11 protein-coding genes are annotated in these 12,622 nt (G+C 65.0%); 7 read left to right on the top strand and 4 right to left on the bottom strand.

Going from position 1 to position 12,622, the window contains the following annotated elements; translation table 11 throughout:
* Positions 1–126: 126 nt before the first annotated feature.
* The gene (locus tag EKM57_RS02300; RefSeq protein WP_129790819.1) at positions 127–324 is read right to left on the bottom strand and encodes a DUF1192 domain-containing protein; all 198 of its coding nucleotides are present in this window, start codon (positions 322–324) and stop codon (positions 127–129) included.
* A 156-nt stretch (positions 325–480) separates the two neighbouring features.
* Between EKM57_RS02300 and EKM57_RS02295 the strand changes: the two genes are divergently transcribed.
* Positions 481–1,485 (top strand): NAD(P)H-quinone oxidoreductase, encoded by a 1,005-nt coding sequence (locus EKM57_RS02295; protein ID WP_129790818.1) that lies wholly within the window; start codon positions 481–483, stop codon positions 1,483–1,485.
* A gap of 212 nt (positions 1,486–1,697) precedes the next feature.
* Positions 1,698–2,318, top strand: a complete 621-nt coding sequence (locus EKM57_RS02290; protein WP_165357150.1) for a glutathione S-transferase family protein — start codon at positions 1,698–1,700, stop codon at positions 2,316–2,318.
* Between the two features lie 201 nt (positions 2,319–2,519).
* Here EKM57_RS02290 and EKM57_RS02285 read toward each other — a convergent pair whose 3' ends face one another.
* Both EKM57_RS02285 and EKM57_RS02280 read right to left on the bottom strand, forming a co-directional pair.
* The gene (locus EKM57_RS02285) at positions 2,520–4,496 is read right to left on the bottom strand and encodes a PhoX family phosphatase (protein WP_129790817.1); all 1,977 of its coding nucleotides are present in this window, start codon (positions 4,494–4,496) and stop codon (positions 2,520–2,522) included.
* A 3-nt stretch (positions 4,497–4,499) separates the two neighbouring features.
* A complete protein-coding gene (locus tag EKM57_RS02280) occupies positions 4,500–7,385 on the bottom strand; it encodes a TonB-dependent receptor (protein ID WP_129790816.1) in 2,886 nt (961 codons plus the stop codon).
* A gap of 264 nt (positions 7,386–7,649) precedes the next feature.
* Here EKM57_RS02280 and EKM57_RS02275 point away from each other — a divergent pair, with 264 nt between their 5' ends.
* From EKM57_RS02275 to EKM57_RS02255, 5 genes are all read left to right on the top strand, one after another.
* Complete coding sequence (locus EKM57_RS02275) at positions 7,650–8,225, top strand: hypothetical protein (protein ID WP_129790815.1); 576 nt, start codon at positions 7,650–7,652, stop codon at positions 8,223–8,225.
* Between the two features lie 243 nt (positions 8,226–8,468).
* On the top strand, positions 8,469–9,239 hold the full coding sequence (locus EKM57_RS02270; protein WP_129790814.1) for an SDR family oxidoreductase: 771 nt from the start codon (positions 8,469–8,471) through the stop codon (positions 9,237–9,239).
* Between the two features lie 271 nt (positions 9,240–9,510).
* Positions 9,511–10,668, top strand: a complete 1,158-nt coding sequence (locus tag EKM57_RS02265; protein ID WP_129791053.1) for a DSD1 family PLP-dependent enzyme — start codon at positions 9,511–9,513, stop codon at positions 10,666–10,668.
* A gap of 113 nt (positions 10,669–10,781) precedes the next feature.
* A complete protein-coding gene (locus EKM57_RS02260; protein WP_129790813.1) occupies positions 10,782–11,045 on the top strand; it encodes a hypothetical protein in 264 nt (87 codons plus the stop codon).
* A 23-nt stretch (positions 11,046–11,068) separates the two neighbouring features.
* Positions 11,069–11,761 carry a thioredoxin family protein gene (locus EKM57_RS02255; RefSeq protein ID WP_129790812.1) on the top strand — a complete coding sequence of 231 codons (693 nt, stop codon included), beginning with the start codon at positions 11,069–11,071 and terminating at the stop codon, positions 11,759–11,761.
* A 45-nt stretch (positions 11,762–11,806) separates the two neighbouring features.
* Here EKM57_RS02255 and EKM57_RS02250 read toward each other — a convergent pair whose 3' ends face one another.
* Positions 11,807–12,508 carry an HXXEE domain-containing protein gene (locus EKM57_RS02250; RefSeq protein WP_206185267.1) on the bottom strand — a complete coding sequence of 234 codons (702 nt, stop codon included), beginning with the start codon at positions 12,506–12,508 and terminating at the stop codon, positions 11,807–11,809.
* Between the last annotated feature and the right edge of the window lie 114 nt (positions 12,509–12,622).

The following is a 12,622-nucleotide window of genomic DNA, read 5'->3' as shown; positions in this document are numbered from 1 at the left end:
CCCGAAACTGTTGGGGAAAACCTGGCAAGGCCGAGGGTTCCCATGACGGCACCGTTTGCAGGAACATCGTCCCCCCCGGGCGCGATGGCGCGCCGTAGGGGCGGGCCCCATCTGCGCATGGCGGCGTCATTTCCTGAATAGCTCGTCCGCGGTTGACCTGAAGTTAACCGCGCTTTCCAGCTTGGCCCTCACCCTGGCGATCTCCGCCTCCAATATGGCGATTCGGGCATGCAGCTCGTCGACCGAGAGAGGATCGAGATCGTGCCGCGTGAGCAGCTTCAGCGGATCGTCCGGCTTGTCCGGGAACAGCTCGTCGAGGTCCATGGGTGGAGAATCCCCTTTCGGCGGGCCCCTGTCAATGCGGATGGATGATGCGTTTCGCGCCCGGCTTGCGCGAATGGTCCGACCACGTCACAGGACCGGTCGGGTCGACGGTCGCGCCCGGGCCGACCGGATCCTCCGATGCCGCGGTGGGGAATCATGACTGACGTGTCCGATCACATGGAAGCGATCGATCCGGCCGAGCCGGGCGGTCCCGAGCTGCTCGTGCCGGTACGCCGTCCGGTGCCCCGTTTGCGTCCGGGCGAGGTGCTGATCGAGGTGGCGGCTGCCGGGGTGAACCGGCCCGACATACTCCAGCGCCGCGGCTTCTATGCACCTCCAAGCGGCGCCCCTTCCATCCTTGGTCTCGAAGTGGCGGGAAGGGTCGTCGCGGCCGCCGAGGGCGTCGACACGATCCGGATCGGGGACGAGGTCTGCGCCCTGATCGCCGGCGGCGGCTACGCGCAATATGCGGCGGCGCCGGCGGGGCAGTGCCTGCCGGTGCCGGAGGCGCTCACCCTGGTCGAGGCGGCGGCGATGCCCGAAACCCTATTCACCGTCTGGAGCAACCTGTTCCAGCGCGGCTATGCCCGCGAGGGCGAAACCGCTCTGGTCCATGGCGGCACAAGCGGCATAGGCACCATGGCCATCGCCTTGTGCAGGCTGTTCGGCGTGCGCATCATGGTCACCTGCGGCAGCGACGAGAAGTGCCGCCGGGCCGAGTCGCTCGGCGCTGACCTGGCCGTCAATTACCGCAACGCCGACTTCGTACAGGCGGCCCGGGATTTCACCGGCGGCCGCGGCGTCGACATCGTGCTCGACATGGTCGGCGGCGATTATCAGCCCCGCAACCTCGCCTGCCTGGCGGAAGAAGGCCGGCACGTTGCGATCGCCGCGCAGCGCGGGGTTTCGGTCGAGCTCGACATCGTCCAGCTCATGGCCCGCCGCCACACCCTGACCGGCTCGCTGCTGCGGCCCCGGTCTGTCGAATATAAGAGCCTGGTGGCCGACGAGATCGCGTCCACGGTCTGGCCGCTCGTCGAGGCTGGGCGGCTCAAGCCGGTGATCGACAAGGTCTTCACCTTCGTCGAGGCGGCCGACGCCCACCGGCGAATGGAGCAGGGCGACCATGTGGGAAAGATCGTCCTCCAGATGAGGGGCTGAGGCGCTCCCCCGCCGTCCTGCCGGACGGCCTTCATTCACGATCCCCATCGTCATGACGGCGCTCGCTGTCACCCCGAACCCGCGCCTGCTTCGTCGGCCGATCGATGGCTGCGTCTCGAACAAAAGGTCATAAGCCCCATCGCTGGGTCCATAAGGAACCTGCATTTCCCGCCGTCCCGGATCGGCGATAGGGATCGGCCGAACAGGAGGCCATGATGGAACCAGCGATCCTTCACGAGGACCCCATTTCCGGGAACTGCTACAAGATAAGGCTGACGGCGACGCTGCTCGGCCTGCCGCTCGAGCGGCAATCCTACGACGTCTTGAAGGGAGAGACGCGCACGCCGGATTTCCTCGCCTCGGTAAACGCCAACGGCCGCATCCCGGTTCTCCAGATCGGCAGCCGTTTCCTCCCCGAGAGCAATGCCGCCTGCTTCTATCTTGCCGAGGGATCGGCGCTGGTGCCGGAGGATCGGTTCGACCGCGCCGACATGCTGCGTTGGATGTTCTTCGAGCAATATAATCACGAGCCCAACGTCGCCACCCTGCGCTTCTGGCTCGCTTTCGTCGGGGAGGACCGGCTCACTGAGGCCCAGCGCGCGCAGATCCCGGGCAAGCGCGCTGCCGGCGAGGCCGCGCTCGCGCTCATGGACAGGCACCTGGAGGGGCGCCGCTTCCTGGTGGGCGACACCCTCACACTCGCCGACGTCGCCCTCTATGCCTACACCCATGTCGCCGAGGACGGCGGCTTCAAGCTCGGCGACTATCCCCATCTGGGTGCCTGGCTGGACCGGATCGCCGCCCAGCCGGCATTCGTTGCGATGTCGGGGTGAGACGCATGCGCATTCACCTTCGCCGCTCGCGGGCAGACGCATTCACAAGGCAGGCCCTTTCAGGTTGGCTGCGGCAACACGGCCCACGAGCTGAGGACAACGCTGCTCTTCAGCGCCGTGCGAGCCGGATCGAATCTCGCGCTGAAATCGGCTCAGGCTTGCGGCTTCCCAAGCCGACTCAGATCCAAGGCGAGCGCGTGCTCAAGCGCCCCCGACCGCATTTCCATCCTTGCGCCGGATCGCGATCACCGCTGGTCGCGGCGGTGTGTCTGCGTCGAAATCGGGCCAGCGGGAGGCGGCCGTGTCGATAGAGGAAGCGCCTGCGGAGGGATGTTGGATCGACAGGAACAAGGTGCGCCCGTCCGGCGTGAAAGCCGGACTGCAGCATTCGGCGCCGGCGGGGGCCGAATAGAACAGCCGGGGCAGGCCAGCCTTCGTTCCACTCACATGCATCGCCCACAATCCGTCATGCTGGCGAATGCCGGGACCGTCGCTGCACAGCCACATTCGTCCGGCCGGGTCGAAGCCGAAATTGTCCGGTTCAACGAACCACCCCTCCCGGCTCGTTCCTTCAGGAAAAGTTGCGCCGTCGGTAGGGCTCTCGGGATCGCCGCAGAGCATGAAGACGCGCCACTCGAAGCGCTCCGCCGCGTGATCGGGTTTGCCGTCGACCCGGGGCGGGATGAGTTCGAGCATGTGGCCGTGGGCGTTGGCTGAGCGTGGATTGGCCGCATCTACCTGGTCGGGCTGTCGTCCCTCGTTCCCGGTCAGAGCGATGAACACATGGCCAGTGACAGGGCTGGGTTCATAGCCTTCGGGGGAATCCATCGGCGTCGCGCCCAGCAGGTCGGCGGCGCGGCGAGTGTGCAGTAGGACGGTGCCCTGGTCCGCAAAACCGTTGGCCGGAGTGAGCGGGCCCTCGCCCCAAATGAGCGGCAACCAGCTTACGGTCCCGTCCGCCTCGAACCGGGCGACTGAGAGGATCCCGTGGTCGAGCAGGTCCCGATTCGCCGCGCGATCGGCGGGGTCGAAGCGCCGTGCGCTGACGAAACGGTAGCAATATTCGAACTCCCAGTCGTCCCCAAGATAGACGACCACACGTCCGTCCGCAGCCAGCGCGCAATGAGCGCCTTCATGGGCAAACCGGCCCAGCGCGGTGCGCTTCACCGGCGGCTCCTCGGGCGCAAGGGGATCGATCTCCACCACCCATTCGAACCGGTTGGGCTCGTTGGGCGAATCGTTGAAATCGAACCGGTTGTGGAACCTCGCCCAGCCGTAGCGGCCCGCGGGCGAACTTTCATAATGGTTGCGCTCCATATGGGCGCGGTCGGGATGCTCCTCGACATTCCCCGCGAAGAATTCTGCCGAACCTTCCTCGCAGATCAGGATCGTTCCCCACGGGGTGATCCCGCCATTGCAATTGTCATGCGTGCCCAGCACCAGGCGGCCCGTCGGGTCGGCCTGGGTGCGCATCATCGGATGGCCGGCCGCCGGGCCGCTGATCCGGATCGGAGTATCCGCCGTGATTCTGCGATTGTAGCGGCTGGCCAGATCGACTTCCCACCGGGCCCCATTGCGGCGCAGCTCGACGATCGAATGCCCGCACGACGCGATGGTTACGTCCACCTGCGCGCTTGTGATGTCCTCCGCGACCCGGTCCTGCGCCAGGCCAGGGAACATCAGATGCGGAAGCGGATATTCGTGATTCACCACTAGCAGGCCTCGATCGGAGGAGCGACTGCCGAACGGAAGCGGAATGAAGGAGGTATAGTCATTGTTGTAGCCGAACTGCCGCCGTGCCCTTTCCGGCGACTGGTCGTTCGCATCGAATCCGGGCGCATCGGCGAACAGGGGATCGCCCCAGCGGATCAGGATCTGCCGCTCGTAGCCTTCGGGCAGGAGGTCGTCCGCCCGCGCATTCAGTTCGATCTCGGCGAAATCGAAGTCCGGCTGTGTAGCGTTCGGCGGCGGTTGCGCGGCCCCGCCTGCCGCTTGCGCCTTGCTGCCAAGGCCCAGCGCAGCGGTGCAGGCCGACGCTGCGACGCCGAACATGAATCCGCGTCGGTGGACGATCGCCGTGAACGGTGGGGCGCTGCTGCGGGGGCGGTAGAAACGTACGCCGCCTTTGTCGTTGCGGATCTTGCGAGGAACAGGGGCGGCGCAGTCGTCGTCCGACATGGATCAGAACGAAGCGCCGATGCCGAAGGTCATCGTGCGGCCGGTATAGGTCGCGCCTTCAAGGTAGCGACTGCCTTCGCCGTAGCGTTCGTCGACGATCGGGTCCCTGCCGCTGTTCAGCAGGTCCACGGCATTGACGAACAAGTCGATCTGCGGCGTGACGGCAAAGCGAAGCTGCGCATCCAGCGACCCATAGGGTTCCTCCACGATTCGGGTGTTGTAGCTGGAGAACCGGACGGCCTGGCTGTCCCTCCAACTATAAGCGAGGGAGCCTTCCAGCCCGTATTTCTGATAGGTCAGCGCGCCGGTGAAGATCGCCTCGGGAGCGTTGAAGAAGTCTCCGGCGGGTACGTCTTCGATCCCCGTATCGGCCTTGCTGTGCTGGAGGGTGGCGTTGGCGTAGACGCCGAGACCGCCCAGCGCGCCGGGAAGCTCCGTCAGCTGCCGTACGACATTGAACTCGACACCATATATCTCCGCGCCGTCGCCGTTCGCGAACGTGATGACGTCGTCGATGATCTTGCCGGCGAGCCGCGGATCATTTTCAAACCGCTCAGCATCGGCGTCGGTTTCCGGTGCCGTGCCGCTGAAGATGAAGCGGTCGATCTTCTTGTAATAGACGCCAGCCGAGACCACGCCGATCGAGCCGAAATAGCGCTCGATGCTGAGGTCGAAGTTGTAAGCATAAGCTGGCTTCAGGCCGGGATTGCCGATCGTCACGTCCACTTCGCCATCCTCTTCCTCGATGGCGATCGCGCCGGACATGTACGACGGTTCGGGCCGCGCGATGGACGTGTAGAACGCGCCGCGCACCACGAAATTGTCGGTGACGCGGTAATTCACCTGCAGGCGCGGAAGCGCGGTCGTGTAGTCCGCTTCGCCCCTGATCCTGGTGAAGACGGGCAGTTCGCCTTCCAGTTCGAGGGTTTCCCAATTGTCCGAGGCGACCCTCGTGTGATCGATGCGCACGCCGCCAATCACCTCGAGACCGCCCCACACACCCTTCGCCATGGCGTAGGCGGCGTAGGTGTCTTCATTGCTGGAGTAGCTGTCGCCGTCGATGGGAACGGAGTCGCCTTCGACATATTCGTTCACGAAGTCCGGATCCGTATCGACCAGATTCTGCGAATAGTTGCGCCAGTTCATCAGGTTCTGGAGGTTGAGGGAGAGAAACGGCGCGTAAGGGGCGCCAACGACGCTGGTATCGATCATCTTGCCGATGCCGAATTCCTGCAGCGTCAGCGGGCCCGTCAGCTCCATCACATTGCCTTCGAACAGGACCTTGCGAGAGCGTTCCACCTTGGCGCCGACCTTCACGAGGCGCAGCCAGGAGTTCGACGGCTCGTAGCTCACGTCGAGGTAAGCGGAATAGCGGGTATTCTTCGAATCGTCGATGTCGATGTCGTTATAGCCCAACTCGTAGCCGTCCGGGTCGGCAATGGCGGCAATATCGGCTGCGCTCAGGTTGGGAACCGGGAAATTGCCGGAGAAGTCGTAGTCGAGAAGGTTGCTGTCCAGCTGCCTGGTGAACGCCACTTCGTTGTCGAACGGCTCCTCGCGCTTGCCGGTGGCATAGCCGATGCCATAGCCGAACGTGAAGGCGCCCGTTCTGGTGACGCCGCTCAGCACGTAGCTCTGCTGTGTCAGGATGGTTTCTTCATACTGGTTGAAGATGTTTGCGCTGCCCGGCTCGCTGAGGATCAGATTGCCCTCATCATCATATTCGTCGGTTCCGGCTTCGAAATAGAGCGCATGACTCAGCTCCTTGTCATAGAGCCGGTTATAGCTCGCCTTGAGCGTCAATTCCGTCGTGTCCGATGCGGCCCAGTTAAGCGCGATATTGCCCGATAAATTCTCGCGGTCATTATCGTATCGGGTCAGGTGATATTGCAACGGGGTCACGCCCGACGTCGGATCATCTTCGGCATAGCTCAGATAGTCCTCGTCCTGGTAGAAAACGAAGCCGCGGGTTTTGCGCCTGGACCATGCCCCGGACACCAAAATACCGAACTGGTTGCTGTCGCCGAACCTCGTTGCCAGAGTGCCCTGCACCATCGGCTGAACCTTGTCCGCCAGGTCGTGGTAGAAACCGCTGACGGTGAAATCGATGACCGGACGGCGATAGTCGAAGGCGGTGGCCGTCTCGAGCACAACCGCGCCGCCGATGCCATCGGTCTCCTGGTCGGGCAGCAGGGTCTTGTGCACCGTGATTGAAGACAGCGCGCTTGTCTGGATCATGTCCATCGGAACCCGGCGATTTTCGGCTTCCGGCTGCGCCGCGTTCATGCCGTTGATCTGCGTATTGTTGAGCCCACTGTCGAGACCGCGAATTGAGATGTACCGGCCCTCGCCGGCATCGACTTCGCGCTGAACCGAGACTCCCGGTACCCGCCTCAACGCCTCGGCGGCGTTGAAATCCGGAAAGCGGCCTGCTTGATCGGCCGAGACCACATTGCGCGTATTGTCCGCGGCGCGCTGCTCGCTCAGCGCTTTCGCCTGCGCGCCGCGCTGCCCGCTGACCACGATCAAGGTACCCTCCCCACCGAGCGTCACGTCAAGACGCCTGACTTGGCCGGGTGCGACGACGATCGGGACGGAGTGCGGTTCGAACCCGAGATAATCCACGATCACCGTGTAGTTTCCAGGGGCGACAGCACCGAAGCGGTAATAGCCTTGCGTGTCGGTGACCGTGCTCTGGCCGGTCTCGGCGATCCTTACCGTAGCACCGCTCAGCAGCACGCCATCGGCCGACTGCGACACGATGCCACTGATCGCGGCTTCCTCCGACTGCGCCGCGGCAGGCGTTGCCGCGAGCATGGCGCCGCTGACGGCGACGCTGCTCAGCAGCGCGGCGGTGAGACGGCCGACGGTGTTCGATCTCGAATGCATGACTTCCCCTTGGTCCGACCCGAAAGGACGGACTCCGCCTGTGCGGCGCTAGATGTTGGCTGATGTCAGCTTCTAAGCCCTGGTTCAGGCAGGTCCGCGTGCCGCGCCCGCTGGGCGGCATGAGCGATCGGGCACCTGCGCTGAAAGTTGCCGGCAAACTGTGAGGGCCAGCTATCGGCGATCTGTTTCAGAACCGTGACATATCAGGACCTCGGCAATAGCTTGACGGCAGGGGATGATCGATATCACCCTGCCTCCCACCGGATGCTGTTCAACAAGGCCATTCTCGAACGGATTGCCGCGGGCGAGGTGTCGCTGGCCTTCCGCCGTTGGGATCGTACGACGGTGAAGGCCGGAGGCACGCTGCGCACGCCGGTCGGCGTGCTCGCCATCGACGACGTCAGCCCGGTCGCCCTTGGCGAGATCGGTGCGGAGGACGCACGCCGTGCTGGGTATCCGACGCGCAGCGCTCTCCTCGAAGCCTTGCGCAGCAGGCAGACGGGCAGGTTCTACCGGATTGCCTTCCATCTGCTCGGTCCTGACCCGCGGCTGGCCTTGCGGCAGCAGGACCGCCTCGATCCGAGCGAGCTGGCAGCGGTCGGGGCGCAGCTGGACCGGCTCGACCGAAAGGGAAAGCAGGGTGCCTGGACGCGAAAGGTGCTGGCGCTGATCGGCGCGAACGAGGCGCGCGCGGCGGCGGACCTTGCGGCGGAGCTCGGTTGGGAAAAATTGATGCTGAAGCAGCGCATCCGCGATCTGAAGGCGCTCGGCCTCACGGAAAGCCTGCAGCGCGGGTACAGATTGAGTGGCCGGGGTCGCGCAGTGCTTGGTTCGCGATGATGTGACGTGCCGAGCCCTTTGTTCGTCCGGACGGCGAACCGCATTGAGGGTCGACCTGCGCCCATCGGCGACTTGGGACATAGGCGGTTGAAGGAACTCTGACGAAGCTGAGCGGCCGGCGTCGCTTGCGAGACGGTCAATGCGGCACCGAATGGCATTGGAAGCAAGCGCCGGGACGTGTTGGGCGGTCCTCGCCGGTAACGTTGGGCTCGACGGAACGCACACAGGCCAAGGAGCTTCTAGATGACCCTACTTGCAAACAAGGTCGCGATCGTGACGGGCGCGAGCTCGGGTATCGGACACGCAACCGCCAAGCTGTTCGCGCGCGAAGGCGCCAGGCTCGTTCTGGCCGGGCGGCGGCAGGCCGCTCTCGACGGGCTTGTGCGTGAGATAGAGGCAGAAGGAGGCCAGGCCGTCGCGCTTGCCGGGGACGTAAAGGATGAGGAGCATGCCAGGGCCCTGGTCGAGAGGGCTGTCGATCTTTTCGGGGGCCTCGATGTCGCTTTCAACAATGCCGGTGGGACCGGCGCGATGGGGCCCGTCCCCGAGATGCCGTTCGCCGAATGGCGCGACACGCTCGACACCAATCTGACCAGCGCCTTCCTAGGCGCCAAATATCAGATCCCGGCCATGATCCAGCGGGGCGGCGGATCGCTGATCTTTACCTCGTCTTTCGTGGGCTACAGCGTGGGCATGCCGGGCATGGCCGCTTATGCGGCCAGCAAGGCAGGGCTGATCGGGCTGACCAAGGTTCTCGCCGCCGAGCTTGGCCCAAAGGGCATTCGGGCCAATGCCATCCTTCCCGGCGGAACCGACACGCCTGCCAGCATCACCAACGCCGCGGACGCGACGCCTGACGTGCTGGCCTTCGTCGAGGCGCTCCATGCGTTGAAGCGGATGGCGAGGCCCGAGGAGATCGCGCAATCCGTCCTCCATCTCGCGTCCGACGCGTCGAGCTTCGTCACCGGCACCGCCTTTCTTGTGGACGGCGGCGTCTCCATCAATCGCACCTGAGCATGGCCGGCCGAGCTCCGCAGTGACATCGCACTCGCGGTCGATGCGGAGGCCTTTTCCCGCGTCGCCCCCCGGTCGGGCGAACCGGTGTTCCTCGAAGGGATGCTTGGGGAAGGCCGCTTCATAGCTGAAAGCGGGCCGGGAGAATCGACATGCTGCGCCACCGCCGGCACCCATATAGCCTCCACGACTATGGATAGGCTTTGTCGCTGTTGGCGGCGGCGCTCATATTGGCGCACCACCTCATCGACGGAATTCCGAAGGAGGCATGATGGTTCAGCACGTCGGCAATCCGACTCTCGGGGTGAACGCGCATCTGCTCGAGGTTCCGGGCGGCCGATGGCGGCTCAATACGCCGAGCCTGATCCTCGATTTGGATCGGCTCGACGAGAATATCGCGACCTTGGCGCGCCTTTGCCGAGACAGCGCGATCGGGCTGAGGCCGCATGCCAAGACCCATAAGTCCATCGAGATCGCCAGGCGGCAGATCATGGCCGGCGCGGTTGGTATCTGCTGCGCCAAGCTCGGCGAGGCCGAGGTGCTTGCGGCCGGCGGGATCGAATCCCTTCTTATCACCTCGCCGGTGGTAACCGAGGAGGGGTGCCGCCGTCTCGCCGCGCTCAACAAGTGCTGCCCGGACCTCATGATCGTCACCGATTGCGGGGCGAATGTGGAAAGGCTCTCCCAGGTCTGCTCGGCCTCCGGGCGGGCTCTCAAGGTGCTGGTCGATCTCGATGTCGGGCACCACCGGACCGGCATCGCTCCGGGTGGCGATGCGCTCGCGCTCGCGCAGAGGATCGCCGCAGCGCCTGGTCTGCACTTCGTCGGCATCCAGGGTTATGCCGGGCACCTGATGCATGTCGGCGACCGGTCTCAGCGCCGGGACGGGTCCTTGGCCGTGATGCAAATGCTCGCCGGCATGCGCCGCGCGCTTGAAGAGCTCGGCCTCGCCTGCCCGATCGTCACCGGCGGCGGCACCGGAACGTTCGATCTGGATCCGCGCGCCGGCGTGCTCACCGACCTGCAGGCAGGCTCCTACCTGTTCATGGACGTTCAATATGGCGACGTCTGGGATACGGAGGCCGAGCACGTTCCGTTCGGAACCGCGCTTTTCGTGCAGACGACGGTGATCAGCGCCAACGTCCCGGGCCAGGCGACGACCGATGCCGGCCTCAAGGCCTTTGCCACGGATGCGGGACCGCCGCGGATCGTCGGAGGCGCGCCCGACGGCACGCATTATATGTTCCGCGGAGATGAGCAGGGCGGACTGAAGTTCAGTTCGGGCGCTGCGCTCGAGATCGGTGCAACAATCACCTGCGCCGTCCCGCACTGCGACCCGACGGTAAACCTCTACGATCATTATCACGTCGTCAGGGGTGACACGCTGGTGGATATCTGGCCGGTGGACGCACGCGGCCGATCGCAATGATCCAACGGCGCGAAATCCCGACACACTTGTAACTCCCACCCGGCCCTTGCCGCGGCTTACATCCCGCTCGACCTCGAACCGCCGGGAACGGCGAAAGTCGTCGGGAGCGGAACGTGATCGAATCCCAAGCAGCAAAAGACGAAAGTGCCGGCGCCTGCCAGGCGCAGGTTGGGGCCGGCTGGCTCGCCCTCGCGGCCTCGCCGGTCTTCGCGCTCATGGGGTTGGTCGCGGGATTCGATGCACCTCGGCCAGCTTTCTGTGCCTCGGGCTCGGGCATCCTTCCGATCGACGACATGACCGCGATGTACCTCCTGATGAGCCTCTTCCACCTGGCGCCTTGGCTGAAGCTCGCTTCCCGAAGCCGGGTGCGCTCCTGACCGACGATCGAAGGAGACCGACCATGACCCATTCAATCGTTTCGCGCGAAGAGTGGCTGGACGCCCGCAAGGTGCTTCTCGCCAAGGAGCGGGCCATGACCCACGCGCTCGACGCGCTCCGCGCCGAGCGCCGGCAGCTGCCCTGGGTCAGGGTGGAGAAGGCCTATGTCTTCAAAGGGGCCGAGGGCGAATCCACGCTCGCCGACCTGTTCCGCGGCTGCAGCCAGCTCGCAATCTATCATTTCATGCTGACGCCGGGCTCGGATCACCTGTGCGCCGGCTGCTCCTACACCGCCGACCACATCGATGCGGCGCGGCAGCATTTCGAGCAGGCGGACCTCGCCTTCGCCGCGATCTCCCGCGCGCCGCTTCGGCGGATCGAGGAAGTGCGCAAACGGATGGGCTGGACCTTTCCTTGGGTTTCCTCCGAAGGGAGCGACTTCAACTTCGATTTCGCCGTGTCGTTCACGCCAGAGGACCGCGCCTCCGGCCACGCGATCTACAATTATGGCACGCCGATCCGCACCAGTCCGGACATGTTCGGCGTCAGCATCTTCGTGAAGGACGATGGCGGCGACATCTTCCACACCTACTCGACCTATCACCGCGGCACCGAACTGCTGATGGGGGCGTTCAACTGGCTCGATCTCACCCCCAAAGGCCGCAACGAGAGCGACGGCACGATGAGCTGGGTTCGCCTTCACGATGAATATTGAACGGGGCCGGCGCGGAATGCGGGCCGTTCCGCGCCGCACTCCGCATCAGGTCGGCAAGGGCCTTCGGCGCGCCACGACGGCGACCAGCAGGATCGGAATCGCCGGGTTGACGATCTGGACGGCGATCAGGGTGGTTTCGCCAAGCCAACCGGCGAGATACGCCTTGAGCGAAAGCATCAGCACCGCATGCACCGCCACGCCGCCGACGATCGTGGCGATTACCACAGGCCATCCGAGGTCCGGCCGCCGCAGCGCGAGACCGAAGGTCCAAAGCGAGAGCGGCAGGAACAGCAGGACCGCGGTGAGCAGGCCCGGAACATAGGTTCCGGCGGTCACTGCGGGTACGATGTGCGCGAACGCATTGACCGCCGGCACGCTGAACCAGCTGAGCGCGAGGGCTGGCCAGCGGCGTCCCAGAAGGGCGGCGATCGGCCCGGCCAGCCACACGACGGGAATGTTCACTGCCGTGATGAAGGCCTCCGGGATCGGACAGGCGGCGGCGTCGGCGAATCCGGTGGCGGCGCAGAGCAGGCCGCGAAATGCGTAGGGCGTGCCTTGCGCATCCACGCCATGTTCTTCGAACTGGTGGAGCAGATAGGCCGCGACGGCCGCCCAGGCGAGCCACACCATGTCGCGCGTGCGCGGCACCGCGCGATCCCTGCGCAGATCGCCGAGGAGCAGGGCGGCGAGCAGCAATACGGCCAGGCCGAGCCCGATCCACGGCCAAAGATGCGAGAAGGCAATCAAGCGGCGAACTTAGAAGCCGCTCCGCAAATCCGCCAGCCTTCCCAGGCCATCGGACCGCCTTGCAATGGGTAAGGCGCGCTTCTGGTCGGAGCGGACGACGAGCTGTCCCTGCGA

This window comes from Sphingosinicella sp. CPCC 101087 (assembly GCF_004151485.1).
Classification (GTDB): domain Bacteria; phylum Pseudomonadota; class Alphaproteobacteria; order Sphingomonadales; family Sphingomonadaceae; genus Allosphingosinicella.
The sequence above is the reverse complement of the archived record's forward strand: the minus strand, read 5'-3'. Positions and strand labels throughout refer to the sequence as shown.